The organism is Solicola gregarius (assembly GCF_025790165.1).
GTDB lineage: Bacteria > Actinomycetota > Actinomycetes > Propionibacteriales > Nocardioidaceae > Solicola > Solicola gregarius.
Genome location: NZ_CP094970.1, coordinates 2,109,615 through 2,127,821, shown reverse-complemented (window position 1 = coordinate 2,127,821; position 18,207 = coordinate 2,109,615). Strand labels below are relative to the sequence as shown.

Genomic DNA, 18,207 nt, shown 5'->3' with positions numbered 1-18,207 from the left:
GCCATGCGCAGATCAATAGACAACGCACGCCCGATAGGCATCCTTGCGGCGCTGGCGCTCGTACTCGGAATGCTCGCCTTCGCGGGCAGCGGTGCGTACGCCGCGGGCCGCGACGACGATCGGCCCGCGGTCAGCGAGCCGGAGCCCGCGACCGCGCAGGCGGCACAGACGCTCACCTGGACGGCCGACAACAGCACGACGGCGTACAAGTCGGCGCCAACCGAGGCCGAGGCCGGGCCGACGACCATCGTGTTCGAGAACAGCAAGGCGACCGGCAACACCAGCGGAATGCAGCACACGCTGACGTTCGACACCACGACCGAGGGATACAACCACGATGTCGACCTCGACATCCTGGCGTACCCCGATGACGAGAACAACGGCAAATGGTCTGTCGACGTCACGCTCACCAAGGGCACCTACCGGTTCCACTGCACGATTCCCGGACACGGTCAGATGGTCGGCGAGCTCAAGGTGACCGGTGGTGGCGATCCCGGCGACGACACCACGCCGCCCGTCGCGAACGCCAAGATCGAGGGCGAGAAGAACGACGCCGGCGCCTTCATCGGTCAGGCGAAGATCTCCGTGACCGCAACCGACGAGGGCGGATCGGGCGTCGACAAGGTCGAGTACCAGGTCGACGACCTCGGCTGGAAGGCGTACTCCGATCCGGTCGTCGTCGACAAGGTCGGCGACCACACCATCGGCTACCGCGCGACCGACGGCGCCGGCAACAAGTCCGAGGAGGGCTCCAAACAGTTCAAGGTGGTCAAGGACGACGGTAATGACACCGCACCGCCCGAGGTCAGCCTGATGCTGCACGGTGACACCAACAACGACGGTGCGTACGTCGGATCCGCCGAGCTGATGGTCGACGCGACCGACAGCGAGTCCGGTGTCGACACGGTCGAGTACAAGCTCGACGACGGCGAATGGCAGGCGTACGCCGATGCGGTCAAGGTGAACAAGGTCGGCGACCACACGGTGCAGGCCAGGGCGACCGACAAGGCCGGCAACGCCTCCGACGCGGTGCAGAAGAAGTTCACCGTGGTCGAAGGGCCCGACGACGACACCGAGGCTCCGACGGCCACCGCCGCGGTGCAGGGAAGCCAGGGCGCCGACTGGAACTACATCGGCCCGGTGACCGTCAAGGTCGACGCGACCGACGACGGCTCGGGCGTCGACAAGATCGAGTACAAGCTCGACGACGGCGAATGGCAGGCGTACGAGGAGCCGGTCAAGGTCGAGGACGAGGGCGACCACGCCGTCGACTACCGAGCGACCGACGCTGCCGGCAACACGTCGGACGCCAAGCGCGTGACGTTCACGATCGTCTCGGCACCCCCGGAGGAGCCCGTCTGCGCCGAGCCCGACCCGAGCCCGACGGTCGTGATGGGCAGCGTCAACAGTGGGGTTCGCAACCGCGATGCGGGAGGCGGCTGCACCGTCGACGATCGGATCCACGACGAGGCGCGTTGGTCGACCCACGCTGGCTTCGTCGCCCACGCGCGACGCACGCTTGCCGATCTCGTAGAGGAAGGCACCGTGAGCGCCGGTGAACGTACGAAGATCATCCGCGCCGCGAAGCGGTCCGATGTAGGTAAGGACGGTGCCCGTAAGCGATGACATGCGCCTGGCGCAACGCCGAGAATGCCGACGCATCGCGCGGCGCTCATTGCAGCATCCATCGACGTGAGGAGCAGGATCCCCGATGACGATCGAACGCCGTACCCTTCTACGCGGCCTGTCCGCCGTACCGGTCGCGGCCGGCATGACCGGGCTGTCCGGCGTCGAGTCGGCGCTCGCCGACGACGTGCCCGCAGGTTTCCCCCAGCCCACCCGTCATCTCCAGCTGTACGCGGTCGAGCTGCCCGCGTACGACGACGAGGTGCGGCTCGGCTACGGACACGATCCCGACAAGGCTTCGTACCCGGGCCCCACGATCGAGATGCTCGAAGGTGAGTGCATCGCGATCACGTTGCACAACGAGGTCTCCAAGGAGACCCTGCAGAAGCTGCGTACCGACAAGGAGATTCCGCTCGGTGTCTCGCTCCATCCGCACGGGGTGCGCTACAACCGCACATCTGACGGCACCCTGCACAGCAACTCGTACGTCGCGCCGGGCAAGAAGCGCACGTACATCTGGTACGCGCGGCCGCCGGCACGCAAGCGCGGCATCGCGGGGACGGCGGGCTACTGGTGGTACCACGACCACATGGTCGGCACCGCCCACGGCACGGCCGGTCTCAACGCCGGGCTGTACGGCGCGCTGATCGTACGCCGCAAGTCCGATCCCCTGCCCAAGCACACGTACGTGACCGCGATGGGTGACGGTATGACGCTGAACGGCCGGCGCTACCCCGACACCGACACGTACGACATGGAGAACCCGAAGCGCAGCAACACCAGCATCGTCGCCAACCAGGGTGAGCGGATCGAGTTCGTGAACCTCGCGCTCGGCAGTGAGTTGCACACCTGGCACCTGCACGGCCACAACTGGGCCGACACCCGTACCGGGGTGATCAGCGACGTGCCCTGGGCCGACGACATCCGGATCATCGACAACAAGACGATCGGCCCGGGTGACAGCTTCGGGTTCCAGGTGATCGCCGGCGAGATGTCAGGCCCCGGGCACTGGATGCTGCACTGTCACCTCCAGACCCACTCCGATATGGGAATGTCGACGTTCTTCCACGTGCACAAGAAGAACGGCGACCCGCCACCCGGACATCCACCGAACCACGACGGACACACCGGCATGTGACGTCAGAGCATTCGGGCGAGATGGCGGTTTCGTCGCACCACCGTGTGCTTGAGAACCAGGCTCACATGCAGCGAAACCGCCGTCAGCAATGCGATCTGGGCACCGACATGGACCGGGAGCAAGCCGGTGCTACCGGCCACCATGAACAGTCCGGTGAGCGGCACCACGAGCAACAGCGACAGCAGGATCTTCTCCAGCCACGACTCGAAGGTGCGTTCGCCCGCCGCAAGATGCTCGGCCCATGGCGGAAGCGGCGTGATCATCCGCCAGACCACACGTAGCACGCCGAGTGCCAGGACGATCAGTCCAAACAGCACGTGCCACTCGAGACCCGAGACTCCCGAGGAGAGGAAGTCGCCCGACACGAGGTCCGAGAACGTGTCCGCCGCGATGTCGTCCTCGCGCGCGTCGAGCGCGTCCTCACGCCGGTCGATCTCGGCCTCCGCTCGTTCCTCGGACGCCTCCCCACCTTCCTCGGAGCGCTCCTCCAGTACGTCCAAACGTTCGTCCTCGCGATCCAGAGCGTCGTCGGGATTCATCGTCCAACCCACGGCGAACTGGGTCACGACCACCGCGAACGTCAGCCAATGCAGCAGCTTGGTCGCCAGCCCGTAGCCGTGCGGACCGTTACGCAGGCGCACGCGCTCAGCCCGCGTACGGAATCTCGGACCGCCAACTGTCTTCGTCCTGCGCGGCGGCCGCGCGCAGCGCCTGCGCCACCCGATCCGGCGTGAAGGGCCCGTCGGCAGCCAGGGTTCCCCGAACCGTCACCGAAACGGCACGGATCCCGTCCGGCCGCAGGGTCGCGTCGAGGCTCTGCACCAGGTTGCGGACGGCGGCCTTCTGCACGCCCAATGACGCTGCCTTGTTCCATGGCTTGTCCGCTGCCATGCTCCCGGTGACCGTCACCCGGGCACCGTCGCGCAGGAACGGACGCGCTGCTTGTACGACGGTGAGCAGGGCGCCCGCGCCCAGTGCGACGTCGGCGAGCAGCTCCTCGGCGCTCAGCTGCAGCGGGTCCTTCTCCCGGAACGCGCTCGGGTTGAAGTGCAGTACGTCGACGCGGCCGAACCGCTCGCCGAGCTGCGAGACCGCAGACGCCGCGGCGGCTGCGTCCGTCACGTCCGCAACGACGTGGCCGACGTCCACGCCCATCGCGGTCAGCTCATCGCCCAAGTCGGTCAGGGGCACCGGATCGATTCCGATCAGGCCGACGGCGCACCCCTCCTGCGCGTAGATACGGGCAAGGGACCCGCTGACTCCTGGCCCCGCACCGACGATGACGACGACTTTCTCGGTCATACGACGACATTGTACGAAGGGAGCGATTCGGCGCCTATCGTGCAGGCATGCCAGTGCCCCGCCACGGCGTTGGCTGTGGCGGGGGTCTAGGCGGCATCACGTTTTCGTCGGCGTTCGGTCGGTCGGCTGATGCGGCCGGGCAGTTTCGTCGTCGTTCCGCCGGTGACCAGGTACGTCCTACCGTCCGGCGATTGGTCTCGTGCAGGTCGATCACCGGCTTCACGGTGACCTGCGAGTGCCCGACGATGTCCATCGCCTCCGACCGGGTGATCGGTCCGACGCCTTCGAGTGCCCAGGTGCCCCAGACCCGGTCGTAATGCACATACAGCACGGTCTTGCGGAGCCGACGTGTCGGACGCTTGAACGCCTCCGGCCGCTCGCCACCGCGCAGCGTCGCATCGTCGGTCCGGCCGTCGGGTTCATTCGTGGCGTCTGGGCGTGGTCGGCGGGCGGCTCGGGCTCGACGTCGTCGGTGAGTGTGGCCGCCCTCATAGCACATATTCTGCCAGCCTCCACTGACAGGATCGGGTGCCCAGGCGCCTTATCCACAAGGGAGGTCGAGAAGATTCGAGAAGTTCTCGGGCGGACGCGAAGGGGTGACGCCCGTTGCGAAGAGACCCTGCATTTGGCCCCGATTCGCGGGCCAAATGCAGATTCCTTCGTCGCCACGGTCGGGCCGGTACCGAACCATCCGGTGTTGCACTGACCGCTTGAATCCGCCCGCCGAGAATGAGACTCATCGGGTCGGTGGGGCGGGCAGACGTACCGTGGCGTACAGCCCGCCTGCGTCGCGCGGGGTGAGGGTGAGCGTTCCATCGTGCGCCAAGACGATGCTCTGGACGATCGCCAGCCCCAGACCGACACCCGCGTGGTCGGTGCGCACCCGTTCGGTCCCTCGCTGAAACGGCTCGACCAGCGTTGAGGCCTGCTGCGCGGTGAGCTGCCGGCCGGTGTTCTCGACCGTGAGCGTGACGGCGTCGGACCGGGCGGTCGTGCCCACCCGCACGGTGCCGCCCTCGGGGAGATTGTGGACGATCGCGTTGTGCAGCAGGTTCGTCGTCATCTGCAGCAGTAGCGCGCGTGAGCCCGAGGCGATTGCTATCTCGCCGGAGGTCTCCATCGTGACGCCATGCGTCTCTGCAAGCGGTAGCAGCGTCTCGGCCGCCTCCTCCGCAGTGAGCGACAGGTCGACGGGCTCTCGGGTGAAGGATCGCTGGTCGGCGCGGGTCAGCACGAGCAACGCCTCGGTGAGGTCGATCGCTCTGGCGTTGACGACGCTGAGGCGCTCGACGAGCTCGCCGCTGCCGTGATCCGGATCTTTGCGGGCCACCTCCAGCATCGTCTGCATGACGGCCAGTGGAGTACGCAACTCGTGCGACGCGTTGGCCGCGAACCTCTGCTGTTCGGCGACCTGCGCCTCGACCCGGGCGAGCATCGCGTCGAAGCTGTCGGCGAGCTCACGGAACTCGTCCTTTCGGCCTTCCAGCTCGATCCGATGGGAGAGCGACCCGCTCGTCGCCCGACGGGTCGCGTTCGTGATGCGGGTCAGCGGCGAGAGCATACGACCGGCGAGAACCCACCCTCCGACGAGACCGAACACCAGTAGAACCGCCATCGCCTCGGCCGCTCGTGGAGCGAATGCCTCCTGAAGGTCCGAGCGGTTGGGAGCGTAGCGCGCGGGAAAGTCGCTATCGCCCTGCCCTACCACGATCTGATGGTCCGGTACGTATCGCAGCAGGAAGACCCACACGGTGACGAGCAGTAGGGCACCCGCCACCATCAGGAAGCCGGCATAGCTGAAGGTGAGCTTCAGCCGAACACTCATGCCGGGCGCCCTATCCACGATCCGCTCCCTGGGGCTCGATGCCGGGCCCCGTGTCGATGCGATAGCCGACGCCGGACACCGTGGCGATCAACCAAGGTTCGCCGAGACGCTTGCGCAGTGCCGAGACCGTGATGCGAACGGCGTTGGTGAACGGGTCGGCATTCTCGTCCCACGCTCGTTCGAGAAGCTCTTCGGCGCTGACGACACCGCCCTCGGCGGCAACGAGGACCTCGAGCACGGCGAACTGCTTGCGGGTGAGCGCTACGTAGCGCTCGTCGCGGTAGACCTCGCGACGAAACGGGTCCAGCCGCAGGCCGGCGATCTCGTGCACGGGTGGCCTGTTGTACGCGCGCCTGCGGTCGAGCGCTCGGAGCCTGAGCACGAGCTCCTGCAGCGCGAACGGCTTGGTGAGGTAGTCGTCGGCGCCGAGCTCGAACCCGGTGACCTTGTCGTCGAGACGATCCGCGGCGGTGAGCATGAGGATCGGCATGCCGCTGCCGGAGGCGATGATCTGCTTGGCGACCTCGTCCCCATTGGGCCCGGGAATGTCTCGATCGAGGACGGCGATGTCGTACGCGTTGATGCTCAGCAGCTCGAGGGCGCTGTCGCCGTCGGCGGCCATGTCGGCCGCGATCGCCTCGAGGCGCAGCCCATCACGGATTGCCTCGGCCAGATAGGGCTCGTCCTCGACGATCAACACGCGCATGCTCGTCCATGCTACGAGCGCGCACATATCGTCGCTGTATCGAAATCCGCATACGCGCTGACAACATCGCGCTGCGTTGACTCGAGGCATGACTCTCAGAACCGCACGTACCGGAGCCCGTCGAGCTAGATCACTCATCCTGGCTACCGTTGTGGCCATCGCGGCGATCCTCGTCGGCGTCCTCGGGCACCCGTTGTGGACGGCCTCGTCTTCGTTGGCATCACTGCCCACCCCCGCGGAGCCGCGCGAGCGCCTCGAGGGCGCCGTCCCTGACGGGGTGACCGTCTTCGACGACGAGTTCCCGGCCGTGACCAACATCGAGCCGGATCTGCTCAGTGCCCTCCGCCAGGCGGCATCCGACGCTGCCGACGACGAGATCGAGTTCTACGTCAACAGCGGCTGGCGAACACCCGCCTATCAGGATCAGCTCCTCCAGGAGGCGGTCTCGGAGTACGGCTCAGAGGAGGAAGCCGCCCGATGGGTCGCGACCGCCGAGACGTCTCCGCACGTCTCAGGCGACGCGGTCGACATCGGGGACGACGACGCGACGGCGTGGCTGTCCGAATACGGCGCGGCGTACGGGCTGTGTCAGATCTACGCCAACGAACCGTGGCACTACGAGCTTCGCCCCGAAGCAAGCGAGAACGGCTGCCCACCCCCGTACGCCGACCCCACCGAGGACCCGAGGATGCAGCAATGAAGCCGGATGCGGTAGACAGCTGCGGCCGCTGGTGGAATGACTACTCCGACGATGCCGAGAACGCCGCGTCGAACGCCGCGTCGGGAGCGTCGAACAGATTGGCTCGGACGTACGCGAGCGCCTCGGGCGCGCCGACGAGGCGGTCCATCCCGGCGTCCTCCCACTCGATCGAGATCGGTCCCTCGTAGCCGATGGCGTTGAGCGTACGGAAGCACTGCTCCCACGGGACGTCGCCACGGCCGGTCGACACGAAGTCCCAACCGCGCCGCGGGTCGCCCCACGGCAGATGGGAGCCCAGCCGGCCGTTGCGGCCGTTGCCGGTCTGCTTCTTCGCGTCCTTGCAGTCGACGTGGTAGATGCGGTCCTGGAAGTCCCACAGGAAGCCGACCGGGTCCAGGTCCTGCCATACGAAGTGCGACGGATCCCAGTTCAGGCCGAACGCCTCCCGGTGCCCGATCGCCTCGAGGGCGCGCGTCGCCGACCAGTAGTCGTACGCGATCTCGCTCGGATGCACCTCGTGGGCAAACCGCACACCCTCCTGATCGAACACGTCGAGAATCGGATTCCACCGGTCGGCGAAGTCCTGGTAGCCCGCGTCGATCACATCGGCGCCGACGGGCGGGAACATCGCCACGTACTTCCAGATCGCGGAGCCCGTGAAGCCGATGACGGTGTTCACGCCGAGCTTCGACGCTGCCCGGGCAGTCGTCTTCATCTCCTCCGCGGCCCGCTGGCGTACGCCCTCGGCGTCACCGTCGCCCCAGATGCGGTCGGGAAGGATGTCGCGGTGGCGCTGGTCGATCGGATCGTCACACACCGCCTGGCCCTTGAGGTGGTTCGAGATCGCGTACACCTCCAGGCCGTAGCGCGCCAACAGGTCGCGCTTGCCCTGCACGTACGAGTCGTCCTCGACCGCGGCCCACACGTCGAAGTGGTCGCCCCAGCAGGCGATCTCGAGCCCGTCGTACCCCCACTCCGACGCCAGCCTGGCCACCTCCTCGAACGGCAGATCCGCCCATTGGCCGGTGAACAAGGTGATTGGTCGCGTCATCAGCGGCCACCCTCCAGCTTCTTGATCTCGATGTTGCGGAAGTACGCCGTGTCGTCGTTGCCGTGATTCTGCAGCCCGACGAAGCTCGGCGGCACCATCCGATTCTCGTCGGTGTTGGTGTAGTCGTTGATCAGGGTGCCGTTGAGGTAGATCCTGATCCGGTTGCCCTCCACCCTCAACCGGTACGAGTTCCACTCGCCCGGCGGCTTCAACGCCTTGTCGCGGGCCTCGAGGTCGGCACCCTGGAACCCGTAGACCGCGCCGGTCGTCTTGTCGTCCGCGTCGGTCGCATCGATCTGGATCTCGTGCCCGTGGTCGACGCCCACCCACGGGTCGTCGCCGGGATCGGGGAAGCCGACGAACACTCCGGCGTTGTCGTCGCCCGACAGCTTCCAGTCCGCCTTCAGGCTGTAGTCCTCCAGCTCGTCCTGGTGCCACAGCAGACCCATGCCGCCGACCGTACGCAGCGTGCAGTCGTGCCGACGCGCGAACGCACCCGGACCCGCCATCCGCCATCCACCCAGGCTGGCGAGCGTACCGTCGAACAGCGACGCGTAGCCCTTGCTCGGCTTGGCCGCACGACAGATGTCGGAATCCGAGCCCAGCTTGACGAAGTCGAGATTGACGTGGCCGGTGTCGGCCTTGCGGTTGCGCAGCTCGATGGTGTTCGAGCCCTTGCGCAGTGCCAGCTTGCTGTTCACATACGCCCACGTCTGCCAGTCGCCGGTGCTCGGGAACGTGACCTGCTTGACGAACTTCCCGTTGACGAAGAGGCCCAGCGTCTTCGGGCCGTCGGACGGGTCCGGCCCGTTGGAGTAGCGGATGCGGACCTGCTGCTTGCCCGACTTCTTGGCCGTGACCCGATGTACGGTCGCCGCACCCTTGCTCCCATAGCCCGCGACGAACCCGGCGCCGGAGTAGCTGGTGTGGTCGGTCGCCAAGGCGGCACCGCCGGACAGCTGGGCCTCTTCCGACTCGTACAGGCCCTTGCTGGTCGCCGGGTCCTTGTAGCCGGGAAGCTTGTTCAGCGTGTACCAGGCCTCGGTGCTCCACAACTCCTGGCCGCCGGCCGACGTGAACGGGCGCGGCGAGCGTACGTGCACGACCCGTCCGGGCCTGAGGCCGTCGATCGTCAGGCTGACCCGTTTACCGTTCTGGCTGGCGGTCGCCTTACGTACGGACAGGTTCTCTTCGTCCACCTTCGGCCCGCCGTACGTGTCGGTCGGCGAGTACCGCCACTGCTCGACCTGGTATCCGGAGGCGAGATCCTGCAGCGTCTCGGCGGAAACCGGCTTGGTGTACGTCAGGTCGAAGCCGCGCCGGGTGAGCTCCATCTTCTTGATGTCCATGACGTTCTTGCCGTTGGTGTCGAGCTTCTGCAGCCCGAACCGGAGCTTGTTGGGCTGGCCCCAGTTGCCTTCCCAGCCGATACCACCGACGTAGATCGCGCCGTCGGGCCCGACGCTCACCTCGTTCACGCCGGCCTCGAGCCCCTGGGTCATCCGGAACAGGGCTCCCTGGTACGTCCCGCCGACCTTCTCGAGGTACGCCCGCTGCAACCCCCCGTAGGTGACGTCACCGATCGCCAACTGCCCGGCGAACGGACCGTCCTTCAACACGACCGGTGTCGACGGCGAGTTGGCGATCTCGTTCTGCGGCATCCACAGCACCGGTTGGGTCACGGGGTTGTCGTCGAAGCGACCCGACGGGTTCGTGTAGTGGTTGTAGAACGCGCCGCGCTTGATCTGGACGAGCTTGTTCGCGGGCAGCCAGTCGCCCTGGTTGTCGGTGACGAGCACGCTGCCGTCCGGACCCCACCCCATCCCGTTGGGCGTACGCAGGCCGCCGGCGACGTAGTCGATCTTCCCGGTCTCGGCGTTGATGCGCAGGCTCGTACCGCGGTTCTTGGCCGGCTGCGGATCAACCGACGAACCGGACTTCTCGAGCGCGACCGACAGGCTCAGGTAGAAGTAGCCCTTCTTGTACAGCAGGCCGAACGCGAACTCGTGGAAGTTGCCGCTCGTGGGCAGTTTCGCGATCGTCTTCGTCTTCTCGTACGTGCCGTCGCGGTCGGCGTCGACCAGCCGGCTCAGCTCGTGCTTCTGTGCGACGTAGATCTTGCCCTTGACGATCGCCACGCCCTGCGGCTCGCGCAGCTCATCGGCCACCTTTCGTACCTTGACCTGCTCCGATCCGGTCTTGCCGGTGACATTTCGCAGTACGTACAGCTTGCCGCTGTGCGACTCCTGGTCTTTCCCCCAGGTGAGCACGGCCAGTCGACCGTCGGGGAACCACGCCATCCCGGAGACGTCGGGCTCGAAGCCTTCGGGCCGCAGGTCCGTGAGGTCGTAGTCCGGATGCACGTCCCCGAGCGGCAATCCGTCACCGGGCGAGTCGTCGTCTCCCTCGCACTGCTTCACCCCTGGAGCCGTCACCCGGGTCGGGTCCTCGGTGGTCAGGACGTCCTGGGGTACGACGGTGAACTCCTCCGCACCCGGCGGCTTCCACGACAGCTTCAGTACCTGCTCGTTCGTCGCCTCGAAGTACTCCACCCGTAGGTCGTGCGCTCCGGCGGTCAGCTCGACATCGCCGTCCTTGTCGGTCGCCTCGTGCAGACCGTCGTGGTCTATCACCTCGGCGTCGTCGACGAACAGCTTCGAGCCGTCGTCGCTGGTCAGGCGGAACGTGTACGTACCGTCGGCGGGCACGGTGATCGTGCCGAGTACGTGGACAAGGAAGCGGTCGTCGTACCCACCGAAGTCGTCGGTCGTCGACCAGTCGACATTGTCCTTACGTACATCGACGTTCGGCGTCTGACTGTCCTTCAACGTACACAGGGTCTCGAGGTTGCGACCGAGCTCGAACACGCGCTGCGTCACGCCGGGCACGTCCGCCGCGGACGACGGCGCCGGCACGACTGCCAAGCCGGCGACGGCGACGGCAACGGCGGCAAGCCCGATGTGCGCTCGACGGAATCGATGAGTGGACACGAAATCCTCCAGGGGGCGTGGGACCTGCTCGCTGCCACACGGACGCCGCCGAGAAGCGTCCGGCCGTACGCTCAGCCGGACGCCTCCTTCCAGCCACCGTCCGCCGCGCTCGACTCGACTGCCGCGAGCACCCGCTGCACGCTCAGCCCATCGGCGAACGACGGGTGCGGCTGGCGACCCTCGGCGAGATCGGTGACCAGGTCGACGACCTGGTGGGTGAAGCCGTGCTCGTACCCGAGGCCGTGACCCGGTGGCCACCATCCCTCGAGGTACGGGTGCTCGGGCTGCGTCACGATGATGCGCCGGAAGCCCTGCTCCGCGGACGGCTGCGTCGCGTCGTAGAAGTTCAGGACGTTCATGTCCTCGAAGTCGAAGGCCAACGATCCTTCGGTGCCGTTTATCTCGAGGCGCAGCCCGTTACGCCGGCCGCTGGCGTAGCGGGTCGCCTCGAAGGTCGCGAACGCGCCTCCGTCGAATCGAGCGAGGAACGCGACGGCGTCGTCGACGGTGACCGGTCCGCGTTCGGCATCGGTCGTACCGACGCCGCCGATACCGGACGCGACGCCCTCGACGGGCCTGGTCTCGACAAAGGTCTCGAGCATCCCGTTGACGCGCACGATCCGGTCGCCGGAGACGAACTGGGCCAGGTCGACGATGTGCGCGCCGATGTCGCCGAGGGCGCCCGAGCCGGCCTTGTTCTTGTCGAGCCGCCAGGTGAGCGGCGCGTTCTCGTCCGACAGCCAGTCCTGCAAGTACTGCGCACGCACATGTCGGATGGTCCCGATCCGACCGTCGGCGACCAGCCGACGGGCGTACGCGACGGCCGGCGTACGCCGGTACGTGAACCCGACCATTGCCCGTACGCCCGAGGCCTGGGCCGCCGCTTCGGCCGCCTTCGCCATCCGCTCGGCCTCGTCGACCGTGTTCGCCAGCGGCTTCTCGCACAGCACGTGCTTGCCGGCCTCGAGCGCCGCGATCGCGATCTCGGCATGGGTATCGCCTGGCGTACAGATGTCGATCAGGTCGACGTCGTCACGCGTGAGTAGATCCTGCCACCGCGGGGTCACGGACTCCCACTCGAACCGCTGCGCGGTGGCGCTCGCCGCATCGACATTGCGACCGGCGAGCGCCCGCAACCGCGGTCGCATCGGCAGCTCGAAGAACTCCGGCGCCGTACGCCAGGCGTGCGAGTGGGCGGCGCCCATGAACGCGTACCCGACCATGCCGACACCAAGATCTGGCCTCGTCATCGTGCTGCCCTCCTCATTGTGATACCCCCGTAGCTGCAGGACGACGAGCGGCTTCTGCGGCGCCGAGTCGCCGGCTGTGTTGGTGTTGTCGACCGCTCAGGAATCGAAGGCCGCGTCGATGTACTCGTCGACGTTGTCCTTGGTCACGACCGGCGCGGACAGCACGATGGTGCGCGGCACCTCGACCTCGACCAGATCGGACAGCGCCTTGTCCTGTGCGATCAACCGCGCCAGCCTGATGCCGTCCGCGGCCTGGGTCGCCGGGTACAGCACGGTCGCCTTGATCACCGAGTTGTCGGCCTTGATCAGGTCCATCATGTTCCTGGACCCGGCGCCGCCGATCATGGTGAACTCGTCGCGCCCGGCCTCTTCGATGGCGGCCATGACACCAACACCTTGATCGTCGTCCTGGTTCCACAGGTAGTCGATCTTCGGTGCCGCTTGCAGGAGGTTGGAGGCAGCGCGCTGGCCACCCTCGACCGTGAAGTCGGCCGCGACCCGGTTGTCGACGTCGAGGCCGCAGTCGTCCAAGGCATCCTTGAACCCCTGCGAGCGATCCTGGGTCAGCGGCAGCGAGTCGATGCCGGCGATCTCCGCCACGATTGCGCCGGTGTCACCATCGGCCTCGTCGCAGATGTACTTCCCCGCCGAGACGCCCATGCCGTAATTGTCGCCGAGGATGGTGGTACGCGCGGCGAACGGTGAGTCGAACTCGCGGTCGACGTTGACCACGGGGATTCCCGCTTCCATCGCCTTGAGCGCGACATTCGTCAGGCCGGCGCCGTCGATGGGCAGCAGCACGATGGCGTCGACCTTGTCGTTGATGAAGGTCTCGACCTGGGAGATCTGCTGGTTGATCTCACTGGTGCCCTCAGCGACCTTGAGGTCGATGTCCTCGTACTCCTTCGCCTCCTCCTGGGCCGCGTCGCTGATGGCCGCAATCCAGCCGTGATCGGCGGCGGGAGCGGAGAAGCCGATGGTGACGGTCTCACCAGGCTTGTCGTTGTTGCTGGTAGCGGTCTGGGCGTTGTTGTCATCGCCATCGTCGTCGCTGGAGTTCGTGCAGCCGGTCGCGACCAGCGTGACGGCAGCGGCCAGGCCGACCCCTCCGGCGAGACGGCGGGTCAATCGGGACATGTGGTGCTCCTCTAGGGATTACTCGGTTGGCGAACGGGTGGCTAGGTTTCTCGGCTACGCCGGGCAAGCCACTGCTGTAGCAGGACCGCCGCGACGATGATCAGCCCCTTGGCGAAGGACTGCGCCGAGATGGAGAGGTTGTTCTGAATGAACACGTTGGTCAGCGTGGTCAGGATCAGCACGCCGAGCACGGTGCCGACGATGGAGCCACGGCCACCGGACAGCAGGGTGCCCCCGATGACGACGGCGGCGATTGCGTCCAGCTCGTAGAGGTTGCCGTGGGTCGAACTCCCCGTAGTGGTCCGCGCGATCATCATCGCCGCGCCGATGCCGGCACAAAGCCCGGCCAGCGCGTACAGGTAGAGGGTGTGCCGCTGCACCTTGATCCCCGCGAGCCGCGCGGCCTCGGAATTGCCTCCTACGGCGAACGTACGCCGGCCGAACGTCGTCCGGTTCAGCATGACCCAGCCGATCGCCGCTACCGCGACGAAGATGATCACCAGCACCGGAATACCGAGCGGCTCCGCGCCGAAGAAGTCGAAGAACCCGGTGTTGCTCACGATCTGCGTCTTGTTGTCCGCGATCAGCTCCGCAAGTCCTCGGGCGCTGGCCAGCATCGCCAGCGTAGCGATGAACGGCACGACCCTCCCATAGGCGATCAGGAGGCCGTTGATCACGCCCGCGGCCGTTCCGACGATCAGGGCGGTCGTGACGATCGCGATCCAGTGGAAGTCCTCCGCCACCTGCAGGGTGCCCGTGGTCGACGCCCAGACCGACGCGAGCGCGAGCACGGCTCCGACCGAGAGGTCGATTCCGCCGCCGATGATGACGAACGTCATCCCGATCGACACCACACCGATGATCGCGGCGAGCCGCAGGATGGTGAGCATGTTGTCCGACGTCGCGAAGTTGTCCGACGTCACCGTCCCGTACACGAACAGCACGGCCAGCGCGATGACCAGCCCCAGGTTACGGACCACCGACGCCGGCACGCCACGGCCGCCGGGCTGCGTCCCCTGAGTCGGACCAGTGGGTCCGTTGGAGGCGGATTCCTCGTTCTGCGCGGGCAGCCCTTCATCAGCCGCGGTTGTTCGGTCGCTCACGCGACCCTCCCTTCCATCACGAGGTCGAGGACCCCATGCTCGTCGATGTCCTCGCTCGCACCCTGGTGCACGATCCGCCCGTTGGAGATCACGAGGACGCGATCCGCGAGCCCGAGGACCTCCTCGATCTCGCTCGACACCACGAGCACCGCGACCCCTTCCTCGGCGAGCTGACGTATGAGTGCGTAGATCTCGCTTCGCGCACCGACGTCGACACCGCGGGTGGGCTCGTCGAGCATCAGTACGCGGCAGTCGCGCAGTAGCCATCGTGCGAGGACGACCTTCTGCTGGTTGCCGCCGGACAGCGTCCGAGTGACGCGGCTGGTATCGGTCGGCCGCAGATCGACCGAGCCGGCCGCGTCACTCGCCGCTCGCCGCTCGGCGGTCGCGTTGGTGAAACCGAACCGCGCGAACCGGCCGAACGTCGGCATCGTGATGTTGCGATAGATCGCATCGTCGAGGACGAGACCCTGGTACTTGCGCTCCTCGGGGCACAGCCCCATTCCGGCCGCCACCGCGGCGGCGACCGATCCCCTCCGCAACCGTCGACCGCCGATCGTGACGGTGCCCGAATCGGCCTTACGAGCGCCGAAGATCGTCTCCAGGATCTCGCTTCGGCCGGCGCCCACGAGCCCCGCGAGCCCGACGATCTCGCCGGGGCGTACGTCGAACGAGACGTCGCTGAACTCGCCCTTCCGGGACAGGTTCTCGACCTGTACGACGGGCTCGGCGCCGGAGACATCGCCGAGCTTGGCGGGGAACACATACTCGATCGACCGTCCGGTCATCAGATTGATCAGCGTCGTGGTCTCGGTCGACGCGGGCAGGTCGGTGCCGACCGTACGTCCGTCCTTGAGGACCGTGATGCGATCGCCGATGCGGCGGATCTCCTCGAGCCGGTGGGAGATGTAGACGATCGCCGCCCCCTCGGCGCGGAGATCCGCGATCACCCGGAACAGCCCGTCGACCTCGTCCGAGTCGAGCGCCGCCGTCGGCTCGTCCATCACGATCACCTTGGCGTCGTGGGACAAGGCTCGGGCCATCGAGACGATCTGCTTGCCGGCCGACGGGAGGGCGCCGACCTCACGGCCCGGGCGGATCTCGGGGTGCCCGAGCCTCCGCATCAGGTCCCGCGTCGCCTCCGCCGCGGCCCCACGGCGGGTGAAGCCGCCGGTGGCGAGCTCGTGGCCGAGGTAGATGTTCTCGGCGACCGACAGCCCGTCGATCAGATCGAGCTCCTGGTAGATGGTGGCGACCCCGAGGTCGAGCGCCTCCTGCGGCGACCCGATCTGCTTGGTTTCGCCGTCCCACCGGATCTCGCCCTCGTCGATGTCGTACGCGCCGGCGAGCACCTTGATCAGGGTGGACTTCCCGGCGCCGTTCTGCCCGAGCAGGCAATGCACCTCGCCGGCCCGCACCGTGAGGTCGACGCCGTCGAGCGCGCGGACGCCCGGAAACTGCTTGACGATCCCGCGCATCTCGAGCAGCGGGACGGGTGCGGGATTCTCGTCCCTCTCGGTCGACATGGCGTGATCTTAGACACCACTTATGACGGATGGCAAGCGAAAGTATGTCGACGCCCGTCTGTAAGACGGGGACCCCGTCGGCTAATCTGGTTCCACCGCCGCCAGCGGCCAGCGACGAAGCCGGAAATTCGAGCGATCAGAGGTGCACATGTCCGTAGTTCCGACCTCAGGGCCGGCCGCTGCGCCGGGTGCAGGCGACCTGTTCCAGCTGTTGCGCGACGGCCAGCCCCGAACCCGCGCAGAGCTGGCCCAAGTGACCGGGCTCGCCCGGTCGACGATCACCCAGCGCGTGGATGCCCTGCTCGCCGCCGGGCTGATCGCCCCGATCGGCGGAACCGCGCGTACGGGCGGGCGACCGGCGGCCCGGTTCGCCTGGAACACCGCCAGTCGCGTCGTCCTCGCCGTCGACCTCGGTGCCACCCATATGAGCGTCGCGCTGACCGATCTCGGCGGCTCGGTGCTCGCGGAGACGACCGTCGGCATGTCGATCGCCGACGGCCCGGTCGCCGTTCTCGACCGAGTCGCGGTCGCGGCATCCGAGATGCTCGAAGAGGCCGACCAGCCCGAGCTGGCGGGCATCGGCGTCGGCATCCCGGGCCCCGTCGAGCACGCGACCGGCAAACCGACGAACCCGCCGATCATGCCCGGCTGGGACGCGTTCGACGTTCCCGGGCATCTCGGCAAGACGTTCGACACGACCATTCTCGTCGACAACGACGTGAACCTGATGGCGCTCGGCGAGCACTCGCGGCAATGGTCGAGCCACGAGCATGTTCTCTTCGTCAAGGTGGCCACCGGCATCGGCTCCGGAATCATCGCCGACGGCAGCCTCGACCGCGGCGCCCAAGGTTCCGCGGGCGACCTCGGGCACGTGCGGGTCGCGAGTACGACGGCCGAGGAGATCGTGTGCCGGTGCGGTAACACCGGCTGCCTCGAGGCGATCGCCGCCGGACCGGCGATCGCGGCCCGTCTCCGAGACGCCGGCGGCACTGCCGAGACCCTGCAGGACATCGTCGACGCGGTACGCGGTGGCGACGTCGCCGCCGTCCATGCCGTACGCCAGGCCGGCCGCGACATCGGTTCGGTGCTCGCCACCTGTGTCAGCCTGCTCAACCCGTCGATCATCGTCCTCGGCGGCAAGCTCGCCGAAGCCGGGGAGTTCCTGCTCGCGGGCGTACGCGAGGTCGTCTACCAGCGCTCGTTGCCCCTCGCCACGACCGGGCTCCAGATCGTGACCTCCAAGACGGGCATCGAGGCCGGCGTACTCGGTGCCAGCGCGATGGTGATCGACTCCGTACTCGCACCTGAGGCGGTCGACGCGTACGTGCAGCGTTCCCGGACCTGAGGGGGCGTCGGGATCGGTTGCTCGGTTGGCCGGCCGCATCGTGCGATGCAAGGACGGTAATGATCCGGTCGACGCCGAGGCATTCCGAACTGACCCTCACCTATGAGATCGTCATCGGACCAGGCGCACACGACGGATTCCACATCAATTCCGCCGAATGAGACGTGAACAGGACGGTCGAGCCTGGTAACGGGTACGCTCTACGTAACTCGCATTTACCGATGGAGTGACCACTTGCGGAATATGGACTACGCCAAGGCGGTAGGGCAGCGGCTGCGCGCGATCCGACAGCGGCACGGGCTCTCCCTGAAGGGCGTCGAACAGAGATCACGCGGGCGCTGGAAGGCCGTCGTCGTCAGCTCGTACGAGCGCGGCGACCGATCGGTCTCGGTCCAGCGACTCTACGAGCTGGCGGAGTTCTACGCGGTGCCGATCACCGATCTGCTGCCGCACGACCTGGGCATCGACCGCCAGCCTCAAACCGCCTGAGCTCTGCGTTGTCGCAGCA

15 protein-coding genes are annotated in these 18,207 nt (G+C 67.2%); 5 read left to right on the top strand and 10 right to left on the bottom strand.

Annotated elements, in window-relative coordinates:
• The first annotated feature begins 3 nt into the window (after nucleotides 1-3).
• Both L0C25_RS10565 and L0C25_RS10560 read left to right on the top strand, forming a co-directional pair.
• The gene (locus L0C25_RS10565) at nucleotides 4-1,626 is read left to right on the top strand and encodes an OmpL47-type beta-barrel domain-containing protein (protein ID WP_271636454.1); all 1,623 of its coding nucleotides are present in this window, start codon (nucleotides 4-6) and stop codon (nucleotides 1,624-1,626) included.
• Between the two features lie 85 nt (nucleotides 1,627-1,711).
• On the top strand, nucleotides 1,712-2,764 hold the full coding sequence (locus L0C25_RS10560) for a multicopper oxidase domain-containing protein (protein WP_271636453.1): 1,053 nt from the start codon (nucleotides 1,712-1,714) through the stop codon (nucleotides 2,762-2,764).
• A gap of 2 nt (nucleotides 2,765-2,766) precedes the next feature.
• Here the strand turns inward: L0C25_RS10560 and L0C25_RS10555 are convergent, their stop codons facing one another.
• The 4 genes from L0C25_RS10555 to L0C25_RS10540 all read right to left on the bottom strand — a co-directional run bounded on the left by L0C25_RS10555 (nucleotide 2,767) and on the right by L0C25_RS10540 (nucleotide 6,597).
• Nucleotides 2,767-3,405, bottom strand: a complete 639-nt coding sequence (locus L0C25_RS10555) for a cytochrome b (RefSeq protein WP_271636452.1) — start codon at nucleotides 3,403-3,405, stop codon at nucleotides 2,767-2,769.
• A gap of 4 nt (nucleotides 3,406-3,409) precedes the next feature.
• Complete coding sequence (locus L0C25_RS10550) at nucleotides 3,410-4,066, bottom strand: SDR family oxidoreductase (protein WP_271636451.1); 657 nt, start codon at nucleotides 4,064-4,066, stop codon at nucleotides 3,410-3,412.
• Nucleotides 4,067-4,802: 736 nt separating this feature from the next.
• Nucleotides 4,803-5,891, bottom strand: a complete 1,089-nt coding sequence (locus L0C25_RS10545) for a sensor histidine kinase (RefSeq protein ID WP_271636450.1) — start codon at nucleotides 5,889-5,891, stop codon at nucleotides 4,803-4,805.
• A 10-nt stretch (nucleotides 5,892-5,901) separates the two neighbouring features.
• Nucleotides 5,902-6,597: a response regulator transcription factor gene (locus L0C25_RS10540; RefSeq protein WP_271636449.1), complete on the bottom strand. Its 696-nt coding sequence runs from the start codon at nucleotides 6,595-6,597 to the stop codon at nucleotides 5,902-5,904.
• A gap of 88 nt (nucleotides 6,598-6,685) precedes the next feature.
• Between L0C25_RS10540 and L0C25_RS10535 the strand changes: the two genes are divergently transcribed.
• On the top strand, nucleotides 6,686-7,297 hold the full coding sequence (locus L0C25_RS10535; RefSeq protein ID WP_271636448.1) for a M15 family metallopeptidase: 612 nt from the start codon (nucleotides 6,686-6,688) through the stop codon (nucleotides 7,295-7,297).
• A gap of 40 nt (nucleotides 7,298-7,337) precedes the next feature.
• Here the strand turns inward: L0C25_RS10535 and L0C25_RS10530 are convergent, their stop codons facing one another.
• The 6 genes from L0C25_RS10530 to L0C25_RS10505 all read right to left on the bottom strand — a co-directional run bounded on the left by L0C25_RS10530 (nucleotide 7,338) and on the right by L0C25_RS10505 (nucleotide 16,354).
• Nucleotides 7,338-8,348 (bottom strand): sugar phosphate isomerase/epimerase family protein, encoded by a 1,011-nt coding sequence (locus L0C25_RS10530; protein WP_271636447.1) that lies wholly within the window; start codon nucleotides 8,346-8,348, stop codon nucleotides 7,338-7,340.
• Nucleotides 8,348-11,338, bottom strand: a complete 2,991-nt coding sequence (locus L0C25_RS10525; protein WP_271636446.1) for a family 16 glycoside hydrolase — start codon at nucleotides 11,336-11,338, stop codon at nucleotides 8,348-8,350. The genes L0C25_RS10530 and L0C25_RS10525 overlap by 1 nt, the downstream gene beginning before the upstream one ends.
• Nucleotides 11,339-11,409: 71 nt before the next feature.
• Nucleotides 11,410-12,588, bottom strand: a complete 1,179-nt coding sequence (locus L0C25_RS10520; protein WP_271636445.1) for a Gfo/Idh/MocA family protein — start codon at nucleotides 12,586-12,588, stop codon at nucleotides 11,410-11,412.
• A 96-nt stretch (nucleotides 12,589-12,684) separates the two neighbouring features.
• Nucleotides 12,685-13,725 (bottom strand): substrate-binding domain-containing protein, encoded by a 1,041-nt coding sequence (locus L0C25_RS10515; protein ID WP_271636444.1) that lies wholly within the window; start codon nucleotides 13,723-13,725, stop codon nucleotides 12,685-12,687.
• Between the two features lie 41 nt (nucleotides 13,726-13,766).
• On the bottom strand, nucleotides 13,767-14,828 hold the full coding sequence (locus L0C25_RS10510; protein ID WP_271636443.1) for an ABC transporter permease: 1,062 nt from the start codon (nucleotides 14,826-14,828) through the stop codon (nucleotides 13,767-13,769).
• Nucleotides 14,825-16,354, bottom strand: a complete 1,530-nt coding sequence (locus L0C25_RS10505) for a sugar ABC transporter ATP-binding protein (RefSeq protein ID WP_271636442.1) — start codon at nucleotides 16,352-16,354, stop codon at nucleotides 14,825-14,827. Before L0C25_RS10505 ends, L0C25_RS10510 begins: the two co-directional genes overlap by 4 nt.
• 148 nt (nucleotides 16,355-16,502) lie before the next feature.
• On the opposite strand from L0C25_RS10505, the gene L0C25_RS10500 reads away from it, so the two are divergent.
• Both L0C25_RS10500 and L0C25_RS10495 read left to right on the top strand, forming a co-directional pair.
• Entirely contained in the window at nucleotides 16,503-17,699 is a 1,197-nt protein-coding gene (locus L0C25_RS10500) for an ROK family transcriptional regulator (RefSeq protein ID WP_271636441.1), read from the top strand.
• Between the two features lie 243 nt (nucleotides 17,700-17,942).
• Nucleotides 17,943-18,188, top strand: a complete 246-nt coding sequence (locus L0C25_RS10495) for a helix-turn-helix domain-containing protein (protein WP_271636820.1) — start codon at nucleotides 17,943-17,945, stop codon at nucleotides 18,186-18,188.
• Nucleotides 18,189-18,207 lie beyond the last annotated feature (19 nt).

Bases quoted from the DNA above. Each gene is read 5' to 3' on its own strand.
- L0C25_RS10515 (WP_271636444.1), bottom strand. From the start codon at position 13,725: ATGTCCCGATTGACCCGCCGTCTCGCCGGAGGGGTCGGCCTGGCCGCT.
- L0C25_RS10500 (WP_271636441.1), top strand. From the start codon at position 16,503: ATGTCCGTAGTTCCGACCTCAGGGCCGGCCGCTGCGCCGGGTGCAGGC.
- L0C25_RS10495 (WP_271636820.1), top strand. From the start codon at position 17,943: ATGGACTACGCCAAGGCGGTAGGGCAGCGGCTGCGCGCGATCCGACAG.
- L0C25_RS10535 (WP_271636448.1), top strand. From the start codon at position 6,686: ATGACTCTCAGAACCGCACGTACCGGAGCCCGTCGAGCTAGATCACTC.
- L0C25_RS10520 (WP_271636445.1), bottom strand. From the start codon at position 12,588: ATGACGAGGCCAGATCTTGGTGTCGGCATGGTCGGGTACGCGTTCATG.
- L0C25_RS10505 (WP_271636442.1), bottom strand. From the start codon at position 16,354: ATGTCGACCGAGAGGGACGAGAATCCCGCACCCGTCCCGCTGCTCGAG.
- L0C25_RS10565 (WP_271636454.1), top strand. From the start codon at position 4: ATGCGCAGATCAATAGACAACGCACGCCCGATAGGCATCCTTGCGGCG.
- L0C25_RS10540 (WP_271636449.1), bottom strand. From the start codon at position 6,597: ATGCGCGTGTTGATCGTCGAGGACGAGCCCTATCTGGCCGAGGCAATC.
- L0C25_RS10550 (WP_271636451.1), bottom strand. From the start codon at position 4,066: ATGACCGAGAAAGTCGTCGTCATCGTCGGTGCGGGGCCAGGAGTCAGC.
- L0C25_RS10530 (WP_271636447.1), bottom strand. From the start codon at position 8,348: ATGACGCGACCAATCACCTTGTTCACCGGCCAATGGGCGGATCTGCCG.
- L0C25_RS10545 (WP_271636450.1), bottom strand. From the start codon at position 5,891: ATGAGTGTTCGGCTGAAGCTCACCTTCAGCTATGCCGGCTTCCTGATG.
- L0C25_RS10560 (WP_271636453.1), top strand. From the start codon at position 1,712: ATGACGATCGAACGCCGTACCCTTCTACGCGGCCTGTCCGCCGTACCG.